Source organism: Streptomyces sp. NPDC050617, from assembly GCF_040654795.1.
Lineage (GTDB): Bacteria > Actinomycetota > Actinomycetes > Streptomycetales > Streptomycetaceae > Streptomyces.
Map to the genome: position 1 here is coordinate 52,679 of NZ_JBFAIS010000016.1, position 21,642 is coordinate 74,320.

Sequence of the window (21,642 nt, forward strand, 5' to 3'; positions counted from 1 at the left end):
GTGCGGCCCCTGATTTCTCAGGGATGCCGCTCGGCGTGCTGTTCCCGCGCCAGTTCCAGCACCTTCGCGTAGAAGGGATGGCTGTGCGGAACGTCCCAGCAGTGCAGGTAGACGAGGAGCTGGGTGAGAACGGTGTCGTATTCGACGAGCGCCGTGGCGGCGTCGCCCGCTCCCCGCTCCACGTCCGTCAGCGCGGTCACTTCCGCGTCGCTCATGGTGTGCCTGAACGCGTTCAGATATTTGTCGAACTGCTTGTACCGCGTGACGTAGCCGATTTTGTTCTCGATCAGCAATCCGCGGCCGGAGGTGGCGGCGATCGTGTCGTCGAGGAGCCCTCGCAACCCGCCGAGTTTCGCGGCCCGCCGCTGGGCCAGCGCGATCATCTCGTCCACGGTCAGCCCCTTCGGGCAGATCAGCAGCGCTTGGGTGTTCCCGTACGTTTCACCGATGTCCACGTGCGTCAATTCATGGGCCAGCGATCCGATCCGTTCCGTCTTTCCTTCCGGCTGGCCCAGGAGGACCTTCATGGCGTACTTCTTGTCGGGTTCCGCGTCGGTCGGCCTGGAGAGCCGTGTGCCGGGATTTCCCAGCACGAACCCGACCTTTCCCCGGTGCCCCAGCAGATCCGTCAGGAGCCGCCGGGTGAATTCGGGGGCCGTGGCGTCCCGGGACATCTCCTCAAGCGTGTCGAGTTCCCCGCCGACCATCCTCTGGACCGCTTCCACCGCCGCGGCCTGCTCGTCCCCGGCACCGAACATGGCCCTGTTCTTCACCGCGTTCACCTGCCCGTCGAGCTGCATCGCGATGGTCCCGGAGAGCAATTGCACCGGCTTTTCACCGGGGCTGCCGGCCAACAGCGAGAGGGATTCCTCGTACGCGCCGGCGAGGAGCTTGTACAGCTCCACGTCATCGGACACGCTCGCCGCCCGGACGAGCGGGTCGTAGACGTTCCGCTCGTTGCGGATCTGGGCGCGGAGGGCGCTCAGACCGTGCTGCCGCTTCTCCTTCACCTCGGCCAGGGCCGCGCGCGTCAGCTCGTCGAGTCCGTCCAGGCCCGCCCTCCGGGCGGCGAAGTCGGTGGCCTTGATCTCGTGGTACGCGTCGAGCGCGTCGTCCAGCCCCTTCAACGCGCCGGGGCGGTTCGCCAGCGGGCCGCCGCTGGTGAGCTTCTTGAACTCCTTCACGGGCATCACGGCGGACCCGTCCGGCACCGCGGAGCGCGCGGGCGTGCGCGTACCGCCGAGGAGGATGCCCCGGCGGGCCGCGATACCGGCGTGCCAGGCGAGCTGCTTCTCCTCCAACCGGTCGGGGTCGTGGCCCCATGCGCGCAACTGGTCGTCGGCGCGCCGGAGTTCGTGCTCGGCGGTGCGTACCACCGCGCGCCGCTCGTCGTCGCTCCCCCGCGCGCCGCGCGGTTCGCTGGGCCCGGCGGCCGCTCCCCCGCTCGCGTGCTCCGGAACCGATACGTCCTCGGTCCCGCCGGCCGCCTTCCGCGCCTCGGCGACCCGGTGCCGCGCGGCGAGGTACCGCGCCCACGCGTCGCCGCGCGTCTGCGGGAAGTCCTCGGGCTTCTTGTCCAGCCGGGGTTCGGGAGCTCCTACCGCGTCCTCGTCCAGCAGCCGCTCCCACTCCGCCTGATCCTCGCGCCACGCCTGCGAGGAGAGGGCGGCCCCCCGCTCGCCCGGCTCCGACTCGGCGGACGGCTGGGGCAGCGGCTCCGACTCGGAAGACGGCTGGGGTACCGGTTCCGACTCGGCGACCGGCTGGGGCACCGGCTCCGACTCGGCGGCCGGTGCATCGGCGGCTGCCTCCGCCTCGGCAGCCTCCGCCTCAGGTGCCTCCGCCTCGGCGGCCTTCGCCGCAGCGGCCTCCGCCTCGGCGGCCAGTGCGTCGGCCTCGGCCTGCGCCCGCTGACGCGACTCCTCCCGGAAGGCGGCTTCGGCTGCCGCGTCGGCCTGCTGTCGTTCCGCGTCCTCGCGCGCCAGCCGGGCGGCCCGCTGCTTCTTGAGGGTCTGGTGCACCGTGTGCCAGGGGCCCGGCCCGTACCGGACCGTGCCCTCGCCCATCCCGCCGACGGTGCCGTACCGCACGGTGGCGGTCGTGCCGGGCTCGTCCTCCGCCGGGTCACGCACCAGGGAGATCAGCTCCGGCGTACCGTCCGCGCCCGTCTTCCCGGTGGCGATGCCCACCTCGCGAGTGTCGGCGTTGACGACCACGTGGCCGGCCGCGGGGCGCCGCTTGCGGATGTTCCCGTCCCAGGTGTACTTCGGGTCCGCCAGCATGAGCTTCGCCAGGTCGGGGGCGGCCGGGTCGCCGACGCCGTCCAGTGCCTTGACGAACCACTCGCGCGGGAGCGCCTCTCCGCCGACGGCCCACAGCAGCGCCTCCCAGTCCGTCACCACCGTCTCGGCGGGCATGTCGGCCGAGACGCCGGGCTCGCGCTCGGCGAGGTGCCGCAGCAGCTCCCCGCCGCGGCCCGGGGGCGCCCAGGCGTACTGCCGCGCCCGCTCCGCCTGGCCTCGCACGGCGGCCAGCGCCTTGCGCCCGGCCGGCTCGGCGAAGTCGCCCGCGAGGAAGTGGTGGGTGAGCAGGAATCCCGCGGCCGGCCCGAGCGAGCTGGGCGGCAGCCCCTCGGACAGGTCCCACTCCGGCCGCGCGCGGCCCGCCGCGTCCAGCGCCTGGAGCGCGTAGCGGACGTGCTCGGGGTGGTTGTCCGCCCCCGGTCCCACGGAGAGCGTCTTCGGCAGCCCCGCCGCTTCCAGCGCCTTCTCGTGCACCGGGAGTTGACGCAGGGCGACGGCCTTCTCGTGGAGCAGGGCGGCCAGTTGCGGGCGGCCGCTCTCCTGCGCCGGGTCGGCCGGCCAGGGGGAGAGCGCCGAGAACACCCGCACCATCTCGTCGTTGCTCATCGGGGCCATGGCGTACACACGTCCGGCCAGGTCGGACAGCTCGGCCTCGGTGTGCTCGGAGTCGCGGGCGTCCGACAGCAGCGGCCCCGAGGGGAGTTCGAGGTCGTCCAGCTCCTCCTTCAGCCGCTCGTACGTGGCGAGGTGCTCGGCGTGCTCGGCGGGGAAGAGCCGCTCCGGGCCCTTCGCCGCGCTCAGCTCCGCCTCGCTCAGGTCCAGGGAGCGGTAGCGCCCGGGGACGTCGTGGTGCGTGTCGAGGCTGGTCGTGCGGTGCTGGTGGCGCTCCGCGGTGTGGTGGTAGGTCAGCCCGTGGACGTTGCCGCGGTGGAAGTCGAACAGTGCGGCCGTGGACATCGCCTCGTGGTACGTGCTGTGCCCGGCCTGCACCAGCGCGCCGACGACGCCCCGCCGGATCAGCGCCATGTCCACGGGCGCCCCCAGGTCGGCCGCCAGCCGCAGCAGGTCGTACGCGCGCGTGGACAGGCCGACGGGCGCGTACTCCCCCCACTCGCGCAGCGCCTTGGCCGACGGGGACCGGGGGGACAGCCGGTACAGCTTCCGGTCCGGAATCCAGGTCAGCTCGCCCTCGGCCGCGTCCACGCTGTAGCCGCGTTCACGCGCGCTGAGCGGCGGCCGGATGTCGTCCGGGTGCGCGGTCGCCCGTACGGGGCGGGGGGAGGCGGCGTCCCGGGACGTGACGGCCAGCGGGTGTTCCCGGGACCAGCGCGTCCGCTCCGTGATCACGACGTCCGGCATGGCCGGGATCGGCAGCATGCCGTTGGCCACGCCCTGGTGCAGCAGCGCGACGATCTCGCGGACGTTCCCGTGCTCCACGACCTCCTGGACCGCTCGGGGGTCGGAGCCCACGCTCCCGACCTCGTACCCGCGGAGGACGCCGAAGTACGGCCGAGACGCTTCCGGGGTCGCCTGCCACACGTGCTTCATGAGGGTGCGGAACTGCTGGACGACACGCTCGTCTTCGAGCAGCACGGAGGCGAGCCGCTGCTCGAACCGCTCCTCGTAGGGCCGCAGCGGAGAGTTCTCCTCCAGTTGCGGGGCCGGCAGCGGCGGCACCCCGTGTTCCGGGTGCGAGGTCACCCAGCGGCCGAGCCGGCCCGTCATCTCATCCCGGGTCAGGGTGAAGGCGGTCTGCGCCGTGCCGTCGGCGCCCAGGCTGCCGCCGGGCGCGAACCCGGTCACCGCCGTCGGCGCGTGGGTGAGGACGCCGGTCATGGCCGACACGTGCTCGACCACTCCGCCGAATCCGCTCTCCGTGCGCATGCCCGTCTCGCAGGACACCAGCACGATCCGCTTCGGCTTGGCGCCGAACCCCTGGATGTAGTGGTTGACCCGAGTACGGGCGAACCGGCCGAAATCCGCACCGGACACCGGGAAGGCGTCCGGCTCGTGGGCGCCGTAGACCATCACGCTCCACGGGGCGCCGTGCAGCGCGATCCACAGGGACCCGACCGCCAACTCGGCCCCCCCGGCCGCGTCCAGGGACGGCTCGGCCGCCTCCTCGGACGGCTTGGGCCAGGGGACGTCGGCGGTGGGGATGGTGTAGTCGCGCCCGTAGAACACGTCCTGGTCGTGCTCGTGAGTGGGCGCGTCGAGGTCGAATTGAGCCATCAGGCGGTGGAATTCAGGCAGTTCCGACGAGGAGACGCCGGACCAGATGTGCTGGTTGTTCCTCAGGGTGGCGGAAGGCACCAGGCTCACTGTGCTCCACGGCATGAGCCTGCCGTCGCCGGGGTGCCGGAAGTAGCGGCCCGCCCGGATATCCGCGGCCTGGACGGCGTCCGGCGCGCTGCTGCTCCACTTGCCGCCGAACGGGAAACCCTGCCGCGGCTCTTCGACGCGTTCGACCGCGCCGACGGGGCCGTAGACCGTCCGCCCGTAGGTGCGCGCGACCCGCCGCGTGAAGTCGAGGGGGCTGCTGAGGTGCTTCTCCCCTTCCGCGAGCCCCACGTGCTGGGGAGCGGGATCCCCGGCACGGTCCACGACCAGGAGGAGCGGTTCCGTCCTGCCTTCGTGGCACTGCGCGAGGAACTCGCCGAGCTGATCGGCGTTCACCTTCACCGAAGAACCGTCCGCGCGGAACAGCAGCACGCCGTCGCCGTCGCGGGTGGCCTCGAAGTAGAGCGAGTCCGGGCGGCCGGGGGCCGGGGGCCGCTGGGCGTAGAAGTCGCAGATCGACACGCTCATCTCCGGCGGGCACGACATGTGGACGACCCGGCCCTCCGACTCGTACTGGTACACCGCGATTTCCGAGTACGGGACGCGTGCGCCGTCGATGAGGAAGTGCTCGGCCGGGTCCACGGGCAGATCCGGCAGCAGCTCGGGCGGCTGCGGCACCTGCTGCTCTTGCTGCTCCTGCTGCTCCTGCTGCTCCTGCTGCTCCTGCGATTCTTGAGGATTCTGCTCGGTCGCGGCCTCGGCTTCCGGCGACTGCCCGGCGTCCGGCTCTCCCTTCCCCTCCTCCTCCGTGGTGGCGGGGCCGTCCTCCGACGTCTCGGCGTCGTCCTTGGCCGTCACCACGGGGGCGGGCCCGGCCGCCGCGGCATCGGTGTCGGCGGCGTCCGCGCCGGGTTCGGCAAACGACAGGGTCTTCCTGGACGAGTTGCCGCCGACCTTGCCGCCGAGCGTGCCGACGATCAGGTCCGCGAGGGACGGCTGGGGCGCCTGAACGGGCGCGGGCTGCGCGGGGTTGGCCAGGAAGTCGGAGGCCGGCTCGTCCGCCGCCGTCTCGTCCGCGCCCGCCTCGGCCGCTGCCGACTCGTCCGCCACCGGTTCGCCCGTCGCGGCCTGGCCCTCCGCCGGTTCGTCCGTCGCAGCCTTGTCCTCCGCGGCCTTCTCCGTGCTCGCGGGTTCCTTCTGGTCCGTACCGGCCGTGGACTCCGGCGGCGTACCGGGTTTCACGAAGGCCGAGGCCCAGTGCCCGCGCTGCTTCGTGGCGGGGTCGACGAGCAGCGCGAGCACGCCCTCCCGGCCCTCGCCCTCCGCGCGGGGCGCGTTGACGTGCCCGACGACCCCGCTGGGCCCGTACCAACGGCGGCCCGGCGTGGCCTGCGCCGCCCGCTCGATGACGTTCCCGGCGGAGGACGTCCCGGATGCCCCCGCGTGGCAGGCGACGAGCACGACAGGAGCACCGGATTCCGGCGTCAACGAGCTGATGTAGGTGCCAAGTTGAGCACCGTCGAACTCCAGCGGGCTCTCCTCGCCCGCCACGTCGAGGAGTACGCCCTTGTCGGTGCCGTGCGCGTCGAAGAAGTACGGGCGTACCGGCTCGGCGTCCTGCTGCCGCCCGGTGACGTGCCAGGGCGATGTCTCGGTGGCCGACCGCACGTCTCCGTCGGAGGTCGCGCTCTCCTTGGAGCCCTTGTAGTGCCAGTAGGTCGCGCCGTCCCGGCGGAACCCGGCGTAGATCTTCTCCCGTGCGGCCCACTCCCCGCCGCTGTGCGAGGCGTGGCCGATGACACGGCCCTCGGCATCCTTGATCTCGTGCAGCCGGACCTTGTCGACGGGGACGCGGCGGCCGTCGGTGGTGGTGAGGGTCTGCTGCCCGTCGTGGGGCTGGGACTGGGCTTGGAGTTGGGGCTGGGCTTGGAGCTGGGGCTGGGGCTGGGCTTCGGTCTGGGGCTGGGGCTGGGGCTGGTGCGGCTGAGCGGGCCTGCCCGTGGTCGGCTTGCGGAGGCTCGTCGAAGACAGCCCGCTCCCCCACCGGCTGACCTTCGACCGCGCCGCGCCCAGCTTCTCCGCGAGCGACGCCATACTGGCACCGCGATGGGCCCGACCCGGACGCCGGTCCGCCGTGGAGCGCGAGCCGCCCTGCGCCGCCGCGGCCTGGCGGCGTTCGTGCGGCGCCTGCTCGTCCTTCGCGCCCGTCCCGGACGACTCCCCCTGAGGCTTCGCCTCCTCCGCGCCCCCCGGCGCCTCCGGCTTCGCCTCCTCCTCGGACTTCCCCGCCTCCGCCGGCTTCGCCGCCTCCTGCGTCTCCGCCTTCTTCTTCTCGGCGACGGCAGGCGTGTAGGACGTCCCGTCGTGGCGCAGCAGTGGGCCGCTCTCCGGTTCCTCGCCGTACGAGGTGATGCGGCCGTCCTCGCCGACGACGCGCAGGCCGCCGAAGACGCTCGCGGCGAGCTCCCTGGACAGCCGGGTCGCGGCGGGTGACGGGTGGGCGCGGGACAGCAGCCTCGCGGTGAGCTTGCGGCGCTGCTCGTCGGTGAGGGCGTCGCGTTCCTCGGCGGACAGGGCGCGCCGCTCGTCGGCGGCCGGGTTCGTGTCGGCGGTGAGCGGGTCCGTTTCGGCGGCGGCCGGGTTCGTGCGGACGCCCGCCGCCTCCAGTTCGGCCTGCGTGAACTCGTCGGCGGCGGCGGGGTACATCCGCCGCCCGAGGGCCTCGCGCTGCGTCGCGCTGGGGGAGACCGAGTCCGGGAGGCGTCCGGAGCCCTTGCGGTGCTCCGCCTCCTGACCGGGGGCGAGCAGCACTCCGGAGTGCGTCAGGTCGGCCGGGCTGAAGGGGTGCTGGAACAGCAGCTCGTCGCCGAGATCCGGGAATTTCGGCTGTTCCAGCTCGCGCGCCAGGCGCTCGACGACGGCCGCGGCCTCCTGCCGGCCGGTTCCGCGCAGGATTCCGTGCCGGTTCGTCTCCTTCGGGTCCTTCCCCTCCTCCATGTCCTTCATCGAGCGGGCGAGGGATTCGGCGAACAGCGAGCCCTGCCCGGTGACCGGCGTCAGGGTGCGGCGGTCGCCGTCCGGGAGGACGAGGGTGTCGTCGCCCTCGAAGGCAGCGGGCTTGGCGTCGTCGGTCTTGGACGTCGCGTCCTGCGCGTCGCGTGCTGGCACGGCAGGCCGGTACTTGTCGTCCTGTAGGTACAGGACGACAGGCGACGGCTGCGAGGCGCTCCCGGTCCCCTGCGCCGCCCGGTCGTGCGGCGTGAAGTCCTGGTAGCCCAGGTCCTCGCGGACCACCGTCACCGGCAGGCCCAGGGCTCGGGAGGCGAGGAGCGGTACGAGGTCTCCGGCGGCGTGGTTCCAGCCGGTGTCCTTGCGGTCGCCGATGCGGCCGTCCGCGTCGCGCAGCAGGGCTGTACGGGCCAGGGCCACCAGCTGCTCGGGCTTCGGCGTCACGGACTCCGGCAGCCGCTTCCACTGCTCGAACTCCTCGCGCTCCTGCGGCGTGAGGCGGAATCCGGCGGCGTCCAGTTCCTCGGCGGTGAACCGGTCCCAGTCGTCGACGGCGAGGAAGTCCTTCAACTCTGCGCTGTCGGCGGTGAGTTGGTCGGCGATCGCTGTCTTGAGCGCGGCGACGGCGGCTGCCGGGTCGTCGTGGTCGAGTCCCAGGGCGGCCAGCCGTTCCGGGGCCGCCTCCTTGAGGGCGTGGAGCAGCGAGCGGTGGAAGCTCGTCCCGGTGTCGTGGCCGCTCCGGCCGCCCGTACCCGTACCCGTACCCGCGCTGGCGCTCGTACCCACGCCCGCGCCCGTGCCCGTACCCGCGCTCGCGCTCGTACCGCCCGCTTCCCGCTGGGCGCTCGGCGGGTCCACGAGGTCGAGGACCGTCGTGCCGTCCGGCCCGGTCAGGCTCAGCGGCTTGTCGTCGGCGTACTTGGCGAGCACCGTGTACGGCTCCGGCGCCGGCTCGTCCTCGGGTCGGGTGTACGTCTCGGGGTCGGCGTCCGGGTGCCACGGCTTGTGGCCTTCCGTGCCGGCCGTACGGGCGGAGTCCCGCGCCTCGATGAAGCGCGCCCGCGCCCGTACGACCGCTCCGTGGCGCGCCTGGAGTTCCTCACGGGCTTTCGCGTACCGGCCGTCGGCGGTGCGCAGCTCTTCCCTGGCCTGCGGGGTCCCGCTCGCGGCGGCGGCCGGGGCCTTGCCGGCCCGCCGGTCCGCGGCGAGCCATTCCCGCCGCTTGGCGCGGGCGTCGTCCAGGGCGGCCCGATAGCGGGTGTCCTCGGCGCGCCACCGCCGGGCCCAGGCGGTGGCCTTGTCGCGCTCGCGGGCGACGGCCTCGGCGGCGCCGGCCGTGCCGAGCAGCGGGTCGCGCTGCCCGTCGGTCTCCGGCAGCCAGGGGCCGGTCTGTTCGTGGACGGTCTCGACGGTGTCGGGTTCGGCGTCGGCCAGGACCTCGTCGGGGTGCGGGTAGCCGGTCGCGCTCTGCGGGGCCGGGTTCGGCTCGTGGTCGTCCTTGAGGTCGGGGTCCCAGGGGCGCGGCGGCTCGCCCTTGCGCTCGATCTCGGGCAGGCCGTAGTAGCGCATCGTCTCGTGGGCGGCCTGCCAGGCGCGGGCGAGGCGGCGCTCGGCGGTGAGGCGCTTCCGGCCGTGGTCGGCGAGGTCCTGGAGCAGCTCGGCGTGGCGCTCCTCGCGGGATGCCAGCCTCCGCTGCGCCTCCTGGAGTTCCCCCCGGCGCTCGGTGACCAGGGCGTCGGCCTTGTCGCGGAGCGCGGCCGCCTCCCGCTGCCCGGCGCGCAGTTCGGCGGCGCGCGCGGCGGCCGTCCCGCTTTCGGCGGCCAGTTCGCGCCACCGGTCCTCGTCGAGGCGGGGGCCGTGCGCGGTGCCGTCGTCGACGGGCTCGGTGACCACTCCGGTGGCGGCGTCGGCCACGGCCCTGAGCCGCGCCTCCTCCGCCCGCCGTTCGGCGTCGGCCAGCCGCTGCGCCGCGTCCGAAGCCTGGCGTTCGGCTTCGGCGGCCCGGCGTTCGGCCTCGTCGGCCTGACCAACGGCCGTCTTGTGCTCCGTCTCCGCTTCGGTCAGCAGGGCGCGCGCCGTGGCGAAATCGTCGCGCGCCTCAGCGAGTTCGGCGGGGAAGGCACGCAGGCCGTGCGCGGTGGCGTCCCATGCCTCGGCCGCTTCCATGAACGCGTCGGTCTCCGTCTGCACGGCCTTCGAGGCGTCCTCGACCTGCGGCGGCAGCAGGCCGAACTTCTTGGCCAGGTCGTTGGCGACCCAGACGTACACGCCCTCGCCCACCGTGTGCCCCACCGCGGCCTCCGGGAGGCCGGTCTCCTTGCGGATCGCCTCCGGGATCAGGGGGGAGTCGGCCACGCGCCGGGTGACCTTGGCGACGTGCTGCCAGTACACCGGCATCCGCACCAGGACCGCGCCGCCCGCGGGCGGCTTGACCGTGGACAGGGCGGAGGTCCGGCGGTCCGAGGTGATGCCGGAGGTCGCGCTGTCCGTCCAGCCCGAGCCGGACCCGGACACGCCGCCGGGCGGCAGCGGGGCGGGGACCGTCGCCACGTTGGGCCCGCCGGTGAACGCCGGCGTGTGGGTCTCGGTCGTGTCGCCCGTGTGCGCGTGGTTCCGCATCCCGCGGCGGTTGGCGCCCAGGCCCGCGCCCGGGTCGAGCGTCACCACCTGCGCGTGGGCCAGGTCGACGCTCGCGAGCAGCGACAACTTGGCGTCGAGCCCGCCGACCGCGTTGGCGGTGTCGTGCAGCGGGGGCAGGGTGAACCGGTCCCGCACCATCCGCGGGAAGGCGGCGGTCAGCACCTCCTCGCTGACGTTGTCGTAGTGCGCCTGGGAGCTGGCGGACCCGGGCCGGGCCAGCGTGCCCTTCCCCAGGTACGGGCCGCCGTGCTCGCTGGCGGCGGCCGTGCCGGGCCGGGGCCGGAACCAGCTCGGCTTCTCCGCTACGTCCAGGGCCAGCGAGCCCGCTGCCCGCAGCTTCTCGACGTCGCCCACGCTGAGCACGACGAAGGTCTCGGGCGAGGCCGAGAACAGCTCCTTGGCCTTGGCGTACTGCGGCTGCGCCGACAGATGGGAGACATGGTGGCCGCCGCCCGGCAGCAGCTTCGGCCAGTCCGTGGAGTCCTTGTCCGGGGTCAGCGGGCGCAGCGCCGGCCGGAGCGGGCCGCTCCCGGTCTGCGGGAGGGCCAGGCTGACCGGCACATGCTCGTCGATCTCGCCCACGTCGTGCTGGAAGGACAGCGTCCGCTTCCCGTTGAGCTCAAGGTCGATGGAGAGGGTGAAGCGCGTCGTGCCGACCACCGTCGGGCCCGACCAGGCCACGGAGGTGGTGTCCATGTCGTTGACGGTGGTGCCCAGCGTCTTCGAGCGGGACGTGCCGCCGATGTCCTGGAACCCGCCGCTGGCCGACTTGATGCCGTTCTGGCCCTCGACGGTGGGCGTCTCGCTGATCTTGTAGCCGCCGTCGGTGCCGGTCGACACCTTCTCCGACAGCGTCTTGCCGCCGAGCATCACCTTCGTCGTGGTCAGCGCCGCGTCGTGGCGCAGCGTGCCGTCGCCGAACTCCTCGCGGCGCAGCTTGAAGACCAGGCGGCCCTTCTTGGAGGGGCCGATGTTGTTGCGCACCACGCGCAGCGACGTGCCGCCGTGTTCCAGGGTGGCGCGCATGCCGCGCAGTCCCTCCGGGGAGAGCAGCGTGTTCTTGTTCGCGAGGCTGCCGAGCTGGTCGTCGAGGATGCTCTCGGGGTTGATCCAGTCGGCGTGCCGGGGCAGCTTCTCGCGTACGTGCGCGGCAAACGCCTCCAGCGCCGCCGGGATGTCGAGGCGGCCGACGGGGAAGGCGCCCAGCGTCGTCAGCTCGCTCGACGAGAACTTCTCCTTCGTCGGCTGGGAGCCGATCCCGTCGTCGTAGAGCCCGGCCGCCTTGGCGTCCTCCAGCGGCATCCACATCATGACGCCGTCCGGCACGGGCACGATCCGGCCCTTGGGGGCGGGCCGGCCGCCCAGCGCGTTGACCGCCGTGGAGATCTGTCCGGCGTGCCGGAACCGGGCGGCCAGGTGCCAGTCCACGTCGGCGACCACCAGGGCCATCGGGCCCTTGTACTCGGTGGTGTTGGAGGGATTGCCGTACAGGGTGTTGGCGTCGGTCCTGGAGCGGCTGCGCGAGTACGGGGTCCAGCTCAGGCCGTAGCTGCCCGTCGAGCTGTGCGCGTCGGTGTGCTTGGCCCGGAACGCGGCGTTGAGGCCGATGCTGCGGGTCGTGGTCGAGGTGACGGAGTCACCGCCGCCGGTCAGTGCCCCGCCGATGACGGAGGTGGTGAGGTCGCCGGAGTCGACCACCGACAGCACGCGCGCGTTCTTCAGCTTCGGCCAGGCGCTGGCCGTGGCGGTGACGTCGGTGAACGTGGTCTTGCCGTACAGCTCGCCGACGTGCTTGCCCATCTGCGCGGCATCGCTGAAGTCCGCCTCGTTGCGACCGACCCCGAAGGAATCGGCCAGCGCGCGGCCGGCCGGGGTGCCGTCCAGGCCGTAGACCCACGAGCCTCCCGAGACCTCGGCCAGCAGCTCCTTGAGGTGCTGATGGATCAGCTGAGGGGCCGTCACGCTCTGGACCAGGTGCGGGCGGCCGAAGACGGCGTGCGGTATCCAGTCGCCGACGGGACGGCCGGAGGAGAGCTTCTCGGCGAGCGCCGCGTCCATGGGGGTGGGCGACTCGACCGTACGGTCGCGCCCGAGGCCGCCGAGGAGGGGGGTGGGGGCGGGGGCGGGGTGCTGCTCGGCCGTCGCCGTCTGCTGGGCGGCGGGGTGTTCGGTGTCCGGGTCGTGGGCGGCCGCCTGCTGCTGGGCGGCGGAGTGTTCGGTGTCCGTGTCGCGAACGGCCTGCTGCTGGGCGGCGGAGTGTTCGGCGATCGCGTCGTGAGCGGCCGCCTGCTGCTGGGCGGCGGGTTTGAAGGGGGACGCGTAGGCGGACAGGGCGGCGGGCACCGCGATCGTGACGTGGCCGGTGAGCTGTTCCGGGGCGGACCCGGTGAGCGGGATCTCCGGTCCGACCCGCACGAACTTCCGCAGGCTCAGCATCTGACCGGAGACCACGCGCGCGGCCTGGCGGGGCCGCGCGAACGACGTGGCGGTGGCCTCGAACTTCAGGCCGTACGTCCACAGGTGCTGGGGCCCGGAGCTGGTGATGCCGCCGTCCGGGGCGATCATGTGGCCGAAGTTCGCGCCGTACGACTTCGATGTGCCGTAGCGGGCGCTGAACCCGCCGGAGCCGCCGAGGTCCCCGCCGCCGCTGGCCGTCACGTCGATGCCGCCCGATATGCCCTGGGTGCGGGTGGTGGCGGAATCCGCGTGGCGCAGCGAGAGCACGTTGTTGGCCAGGCCCAGGTCGCGGTGGACGCCGTCGAAGCGGCGGCCGGTGGCGGCGGCCCGTACGGTGACGGTGACGTACTCCTTGAACAGAAGCTTCAGCTTGCCGTCGTAGAACTGTCCCAGGCGCCCCAGCTCGAAGGAGACGCCGGTGCTCGTCAGCGCGCCCAGGTTGCTCTCCATCTGCACCTGGGAGAGGACCTGGTAGAGCTTGTGGGTGTTGCGCAGGGCGTTGTTGTAGTCCTGCGCCCGGCCCCCGAAGCGCTTGGGCACCGACTCCCCGGTCTCCGCGTCCGTCCGGTACCGGAACCGCTGGGGCGTGTGCTCGCCCGGCGACAGGATCAGGTCCGGGTACTTCGCGTGCAGCTCGCGCTGTATCTGGTCGCGCACCTTCTCCACCAGGGATTTGGTGTGCTCCCGAGGGGCCTCCGGGCCGGCGGGGGCGGCGTTGTGGGAGGTCGCCTCGTGCGCGGGCCCGGCCGTCGCGCCGCCGCCGGGCGCGGGCTCCGCCGTCTCCTCGCCGGACACGATCCCGGTGGTGATCCCGGTCGTGGTCTCGGACGTGATCCCGGTCGTGGTCTCGGACGTGGTCCCAGTCGTGATCCCGGTCGTCTCCTCCTCGGTCGTCGTCGCCCGGGTCGCGGTCGCGGCGGGCGGCGTCATCGCGCCGCCGCCGGGGCCGGAGTCCAGCTCAACGACGGCGTGCGCGCCGAAGGTGAGCGGGTTGTCCTCGATCAGATAGGCCGGGGCCTTCGGCTCGTCGCGGCCCTCGCCCTTCGCGGGCTTGGTGCCGTCGTCCCAGCCGGCCAGCCGCCGCGCCTCACCGCGCGACAGCAGCAGCGAGGCGGTGAGCTGAGCGGGCTCCTTGCCGGGGTGGGGCGAGGTCCACTCGCCGCCCACCCGGCGTACCCGGACGTCATAGGTGACGTCGTAGAAACCGGCGTGGCCGCGGGAGTTGAGGGTACGGCCGCTCTCCGCGTTGTTGCCGCTGACGGAGGACTCGGCGCGCTGGCTGGAGACCGACAGAACCCCGCCGGCCTGCGCCTTCGGGCCGTCGACGCCCAGCGGGGCGAACGCGGGGCCGAGCGTCGCGCTGACCGATCCGCCCTGAGTGCTGCGCCGGTCCACCGTCGCGGTCGTGCGGTTGGCGTCGGCCTTCTTGACCTCGGTCTTGTCCGAGGGCAGCCGCAGCTTGGCCGCGACCGGCTCCAACTTCAGCTCGATGGCCCCGAGCGCACGGTTGCCGGCGGCGTCGACGAACAGCGGCTGGCTCAGCGCGGTGCCGGTGGTGGCCGGGGCGAGCAGTGTGCGCAGGCTCTCCGTCGAGAGGAAGTCCACGATGTGGCGGCGGGCGACGGTGTTCGGCCCGGCGTCGGGGAACTCCTTGAGGGCCCAGTCCAACAGACCGGCGTCCGTGTACACGTCGAGCGGCGTGAAGAGCCGCGGCCGGACGCCCGGCGCCATCGTGAACTCCGACGGCAGCCGGTCCGGGAGCACGGGGTGGGTGACGCTGTCCGGGGCCCGCCACAGCATGCCGCCCCGCACCGCGTACGTGGCACGGTCCGGGACTCCGGCGCGCCGCGGCGAGTCCTGCGGCAGCTCCCTGCCCTTCTTGTCCCAGCTCTTGGACTCGACGGTGACGTAGAGGTCGTCCACGTGGACGCGGCTGTCGTCCTTGCCGACCGCCGTCATGCTGGTCTGGGCCCGGTTCTCCGTGCCGTAGGAGTAGCTGGGCTCCAGGCGGCGGACGGAGAAGGCGACCGAACCGTACGGGCTGGCCAGGCCGCCGGCGGGCCCCAGGGGGAGGGTCACGCCGAAGGAACGGGTGGCTCCGAGGGTCTTGCTGTCGCCCGCGCCGGGGCGGCTGCGGACCTCGGTCTCGACCTTCGTGTCCTCGGCCTTGGGCTCGTCCTTCTCCTTGCCCTTCTCCTTGTCCTTCTTGTCGTCGTCCTTCTTGTCGTTCTCCTTGTCCCCCTTGTCGCTCTTCTTGTCGTTCTCGTCGCCCGTGTGATGGGACGCGCTGTCGGTGTCGGTCGAGTCCGTCGAGGGCGACGGCTCCGTGTACCGGCTCCAGTTTCCGAAATTGCCGACCCTCACGGTCAGTTGGCGATGCCCGCCGCCGGAGGTCCGGAATTCGAAGAGGCGGCCGTTGAGGAACGTGTGGGGGTTGTCGACCAGTTCGCGGTGCAGCTGGTCGAGCCCGCCGGCTACGGGCTTGAACGTGCCCGCCAGCTCCTCCCCCAGCAGGTCGAGGCCGCGGAAGGTGATCTTGCTGTGCCCGAACCCGCGGAGGGTACGCGGAAGTTCGGCCTCGTCGTCGAACTTGACCAGTTCGTGCGGCTCCCAGTTCGGCGCGTCCGGGTCGCGCTCCAGCGAGACCTTCCGCTCCGCGCCCGGGTCGGAACTCTCGATGACCTTCTCGGGCTCCGCCTTGAGGTGCGCGTACGCCTCGTCGAAGATCTTCTCCTCGGACGCGCCGGGGAAGCTCTGCCGGATCCGGTGCAGCAGGCGCCCGTAGTCGTCGGCCGACAGCTCGTCGAGCGCGCGGTCCCGCTCCTCCGGCGTGGGCGTCTTCGGGCCCTTCTCCCCCGACTCCTCCGGCGTGGGCGCCTTCTGGCTCTTCTCGCCCGACTCCTCCGGACGGCGGGCCGTTTCGTCGTTCCCGGAGGCCGAGTGGGACGAGGTCGAGGGGTGCGCGGGCGGCGGAGGCGCCGTGTCCTGGACCGCGCCCTCCGGCCGCGGCTTCGTCTCGGTCTCCGGGCTGTTCGCCAGGAAGGAACCGGCCTTCGGCTCCATCTCGTCCGGCTCGCTCTGGCGGAACGGGGTGGACGGCTCCTCGCCCTCCCCGGCGTCGGCCTTCTCGGTCGCCGGCCGCTCGGCCTGTAGGGAACCGGCGGACTGCTCGCCGGGCTTGGAGGCCGCCGTGTCCCGCTCCGGGCGCGCGACGTCGTCCTCGGCGCCCCCGCCCCCACTCTCGGATTTCCAACCGCTGTCTTTGGCGTCCGGGGTCTTGATGTCGGGGGTCTTGATGTCGGGGGTCTTGATGTCGGGGGTCTTGATGTCGGGGGCCTTCGGGCCCGTGGTGCCGGGCTTGGCGGAGGGCGGGGGCGGCGGCACGTCGTGCTCGTCCACGCCCCCCTTGACGTCCGCGTCGCCCACGGCCATGCGACGCGCCCGTTCCAGCAGGGTCGCGCTCTCCCGGGCAGCCGCGGCCTTCGCGGAGGACGGCAGTTCGTCAAGGGCCTGGTCGATGCGGCGGTTGAGGGGGCCGAGCGGGTCGGGAGCGCTCAGCGTACGGTCCAGGCGCGCGCGCTCGGCGTCGCGCAGCGCGCTCGACTCCACGCGGTAGTCGTCCAGCAGCTTGTCGGTGGCCTCCCGGTCCCCGGCCGCCTCGTCGAACCGGCGCACCCACTCCTCACGCACGCTCTGGGAGCGGAAGGGCCCGCTCGGGTCGCCCTCGCGGATCTCCTGCACACTCCGCTCGCGGGACAGCTCCAGGATGCGGTCGAGATGCTCACCGTCGATCCGGTCGAGTTCCTCCGCGTCCTGGGCGGCGTCCCGGCGCCGCTCCGCCCACCGGTCCCGTTCCTCCTGCGGCATGCCCAGCGTCTCCTCGCGCTCGGCGTACCACCGGTCCTGGGCGGCCTTCCACTTCTCCTGCCCGGCCTGCTCCTCGGACTGCTCCTCCGACTGCTCCCCGGACTGTTCCTCGGACCGTCGGCCTTCGTCCTCACGGCCGTCGGGTCCGGCGTCCGAGTCGTCGTCCTCGCTCTTCCCGCTCCTCTCCCCCTCCTCGCCTTTCTCCTCCCTCTCGCCCTCCTCGCCCTCCTCGCCCTTCAGGGCATCCACACGGCGCTGGAGGTCGGCCAGCCCGTCATCGTCGTCCCGCAGGTTGCGGGTCCGCCGGTCGTACTGCTCCTTGAGCTCGTCGCTGAGGCCGTCCCGCTCGAACCGCCGCTTCCAGTCGGCCAGTTCGGGCTCGGAGGCGCCGAGGTCCTTGAGTTCATCCAGCCGCTTCGCGGCGTCGAGCGCGCCCAACTCGGCCTCATAGTCGGCGGCGAGCCGGATCTCCTCCTCCGGAGTCGTGGCCGCTTCCCGACGGGCCGCCCACTCCTCGCCGCGCTCCGGCGCCATGCCGAGCGCTTCCTCGCGCTCCTTCCGCGCGTCGGCCAGGAACTTCCGCGCGCGGGCCTCGTCCGCCAGGGGCGAGGAGACCTCGCCGCGCGCCGCCAGGGCGGAGCGCAGGGATTCGAGCCGGTCCTCGAACGCCTGTAGGCGTGCGGTGGTCTCCCGCGGGGTGCCGGTGAGCGCCGAGGACTCGATGTCCATCGCGTGCTTGTACCACTCCGAGCGCCGCATGCCGAGTTCGGACGCCCGGTCGTACCCGCCGTCCACGTGGCGGCGGAAGTGCTCCATGCGCTCGTCGAGCCCGGCCTCGGCGACCGCGTCCCGGAACTTGCGCAGCCCCTCGGCCGCCTGCTTGTGACGCCCGGCCGACGTGTCCTCGACGATCTTCTCGGAGAGCTCGCGCGTCTCGTCGGCGTCCATGCCGTGCCGGCGGGCCTGGCCGCGCAGGTGCCGCAGCACACGCTCGACCCGCCGGTCCGTCTCCGTACGGGCGGACGGCGCGGTGTCGGGGACCTGGTGCATGGTCAGGTCGGGTCCGACCGAGGGCAGCTCTTCGAGGTCCGGGCCCAGATCGGAGCGGTCGGCGTACGGCAACTCGGTCAGCAGTGAGTCGAGTTCCTCCGTACCGGTGTGGTCCTCCGTACCGGTACGGTCCTCCGTCCCCGTGCGGCCCTCCGCGCCGTGTGAGGGGACGGGGGGCAGCGCGTCGAGCTTTTCGTTCAGCTCGACGAGCGCCTCGTCCTCCTCGGTACGGGCCCTGCTCCGCGCCTCGGTGTCGGGCCCGTCGTGCGCGCCGTCGGAGCCGGTACGTTCCGAGGGCCCCCCGAATCCCCATTCCTCCTCTTCGCGGAGCGCCTTGCGGTACTCGTAGCGCAGATCGCGCAGGCGCTCCTCGGACCGGGCCGCGTCCACGCCGGTGTTGTTCTTCAGGTTCTGGAGACGCTGGGCGAGCAGTTCGTCATCCGTAAGGGAGCGCTCGGCGGGGCGCTTCAGCGCATCGAGGCGCTCCTTGAGAGACGCGTCGTCCGACCGGCTGGGCTGCTGATCGTTTGTCCGGTCATGCGCCCGGCCGCCCGGCCCCGGCGCGTGGCCGGGGACGTTCGCCTCGCCGCCGCCCGCCCACTTCAGGTGCTCGTCCAGTCGGCGCTGCTCCTCGGCGAGGTGGTCGCGCACGGGCCGCATCAGGCCGCCGACGCCGGACGTCTCGCCGTTCGCTATCGCGTTCTCGATGGCGTGGGCCGTCTCCGGCGGAAAGTTCCACGGCTCGGGCTCGTTCGGGTCCACCGGTACAGAGCGGCGGGCTTCCTCCAGCTCCGCCCTGGTACCGGCCTCCAGATCCTTCAACTCTTCGAGGTGTTGGAGCGCCTGGGCGGTGTCCCCCTTCGCGAGGGAGGTCTCGATGTCGTCCAGAACCGTGCCGCGGTCCAACTCCCGCTGCGGCTGCGGCGGCTGGGACCCTGCGACGTCGTGCGTCGGGACCTTGGGCCATACGGACTCGTCGGCGAGGTCGACGGACGTGCGGCCGCGGCCCTGCCCCTGGTCCTGGTCCTGGCCCTCGTCATGAGAGATGTGCGGCTCGTCGTGGGGGCCGGTCAGCTCGTCCTTGGGCCCGCCGGACTCGGTCCGCGTACCGCCCGGCCCGCCGTCGGAGAACGCGGCGGAGGCGGTGACGGGCTTCTGCTCCGGCCCGGAGACCGGGTCCGAGCCGTGGCCGGAGAAGGTGTCGGAGGAGCCGCCCGTCGACTCCGTCGCGAAGCGCGGCGGAGCGCTCGGCACCTTCGGCAGGTCGTCGATGCCGAGACCGGCGAACGGGTCGTCGCCCTGCGGATCGAAGGTGTCGGTGCCGCCTTCGGCACGGTTCTCGTCTCCCGTACGGCTCTCGTCTCCGGTACCGCTCTCTTCGCCGCTACGGGCCGGACCCGACTCGCCCCCGGTGCGGACGGCGTCGTCGCCGGCAGCACCGCCGGTCTCCTGCCCGCCCTTGCCGGCCTGTTTCAGGGCCCCGTCGGACTCGGATACGGTCCGCACGCTCGACGGGGACGGCGCGCGGTCGGCGCCCCCGGCCCCCGGTCCGGACCCGGCTCCGGACCCGGCCTTGCCGCCCCCCTGCGTCCCGGCGTTCGAGGCAGGCGCGGAGTTCGAGGCAGGCGCGGAGTTCGAGGCAGGCGCGGCGTTGGAGGGGCCCGGCGACGTGCGTTGCGGGGTCGCGGACGGGCCCTGGCGGGCAGGGGGCGGCGCGGTCTGCGTGCCGTCCTGACCGGCCGGCGCGCGCACGGCCGTCGGCACCGCTTCGGGCCCCTTCTCCTCCGGTGCGTCGCCACCGCGCGTACCGGTGTGCTCCGGTCCCGACTGCCCGCCGGAGTGCGAGTCGCCGTCGTACGCACCACCGTGCGAGGTGGTGGCACCGACGCCGTGCGAGTCGGCGGCCGTGCCGCCCGCGCCTCCGTGTTCCGGGCCCCCGTCCGACGTGCCGACCGACGCGCCGTGCTGCGACGAGGTCGCGATCCGCTGGGGACCGGTCGACGAGCCCAAGTCTCCGCCGTGCGACGAGGAATTGGAGGCGGACGAGGTGCCGGAGGCGGACGACGCATCGGTCCCGGTCGCCCCGTGGGAACCCGACGACGACGTGCCGATGGGGGCCGGAGGCGGCGGCGTGGCGTCCGGCGGCGGCGTGGACGTACCGGCCGTCTGCGAACCGAGATCCGATGACGAGGACGGGGGCGGCGGCGTGCCGTCGCCCTCGCCCCCGCCGCCTCCGGAGGAGTGGAACGCGTCGACGCCGTGTCCGACGCCGCGTCCGATGGCTCCGCCCAGCGCACCCGCCAGCGGGGTCCACCCGGTCACCTTGAACTCGTGGTCGGGGCCGAAGATCAGGTTGTACAGCCCCTCGCTGACGGCCATGTGACCGCCGTCGACGGCGGAGCCGCCGATCAGCTCCCCTATCTTGAAGCCCAGGTCGCCCTTGAGGTTCTTGCTGATGCTCTGGGTGAGCGCGGCGGGCAGTTCGTGGGACAGCGCGTGCGCGCCGTCCGCGCCAAGGTGGCCCGCGTACGGCTTGATCGCGTCGTCCAGGGACTTGGTCAGCGCCTGCCAATCGGCCTTGCCGGCCCAGTTCTTGACGAACGCCTCGCCGTAGTCCTTGCCGAGGGCTCTCGCGGTGTCCTTCCCCAGGGCATCGCCGAGGTGCTTTTCGAAGGAGGCCGACATGTCGCGGACGACGCCCTTGCCGACCGCTTCCGCGCCCGCGCCGCGAGCGCCCTTCGCACCCATCTGTTCGAGCGATTCGGTGGTGTTGCCGAGCGTTTTGCCGAGGTCGTTCCCGAGGCCGCGGGCGGCGGACTCGCTGATGCCGTGGTCCGCGGCGTTCGCCCCGGCCTTACCGCCCGCCTCGGCAGCACCGTCACCAGCGCCCCGGCCACCGCTGCCACCGGCCCCGTCCCCTGCGCCCCTGCCGCCGGCGCCGTCCCCCGCGCCCCGTCCGCCGCCGCGAGAGGCGCCGTCACCAGCGCCCCGGCCCCCTGTCCCGGCCGCACCGTCGCCGACCCCCTTGCTCCCGGCCGTAGCTGCGCCTTCGCCCGCACCCTTGGTCCCGGCGGTGGCCGCACCCTCCCCCGCGCCCCTGCTCGCAGCCGTAGCCGCGCCTTCGCTCGCGCCTTTGCCGCCGCCGCGGGCCGCACCCTCCGCCAGGCCCTCGCTCAGCGACTTGACGCCGCCCGCCGCCGCGCCGTCCGCGCCGTGCGCTGCCGCGCCGCCCATGCTCTTCGCCAGCGCCTCGCCGGCGTCGTGCGCCAGCGCCTTGGACAGCCCCTTGCCGATCGTGTTGCCGAGCAGCTTGCCGACGCCCTCGCCGAGCAGCGAGAACGGGCCGCCGACGACTCCGGCGATCGCGCCGAACTCCGCGGCCATCTTCGTGAAGTCGGTGTTCCACTCGTGCCGGGTGCCGGCCGCCATCTGGAAGCCCTGGACGAGTGCGTCCAGCAGCAGGCCGCCGACGACGCCCATCAGGACCTGCGCGGTGATCTGGCCGATCAGGTACTTGGCCAGCAGGAAGAAGAAGACCTTGAACGCGCCCTCCGCAGCCGCCGCCCAGAGCTCGGAGAGCCCGCCGGTGAACGGCGCGAGGGCTTGGGCGAGGAGCACCTGCGCGACGAGCATGGCCAGCTGCAGGAAGATCATGATCTTCGTGTACTGGACGTCGCTGCCGGTGTTGAAGGCGTTCTTCGCCAGGCCCTCGGCTTCCTTCCGCGCCCTGCCGAGGATACTGTCGTCGCCGCCGCCGATGAGGTAGTTCGCCCACTGCTCGAACGCGTCGGCGGACTGGCCCTCGAAGCCCTCCTTGACCTTCGGGAGTACCTGCCGCAGCAACTCCTCGACCTGTCCGAACTTGTCGGCGGCGTCCTGGTATTGAGCGCTGACGTTCCACAGCCGGTGCTCGTCGGCCTGGGGGTAGTCCATGCCCGTCAGGGCCTTGAGGAATCCCCGCCAGCCGTCGGAGCCGTCAGAAATCGAATCGTCCGCCATCGTCCGCCGCCGTAACCCGTCCGCTCAGGTCTTCTCG

Annotated in this window: 1 protein-coding gene; it reads right to left on the reverse strand. The window is 73.1% G+C overall.

Going from position 1 to position 21,642, the window contains the following annotated elements:
• Positions 1-17: 17 nt before the first annotated feature.
• On the reverse strand, positions 18-21,605 hold the full coding sequence (locus AB0I49_RS21785) for a hypothetical protein (RefSeq protein WP_363228675.1): 21,588 nt from the start codon (positions 21,603-21,605) through the stop codon (positions 18-20).
• Between the last annotated feature and the right edge of the window lie 37 nt (positions 21,606-21,642).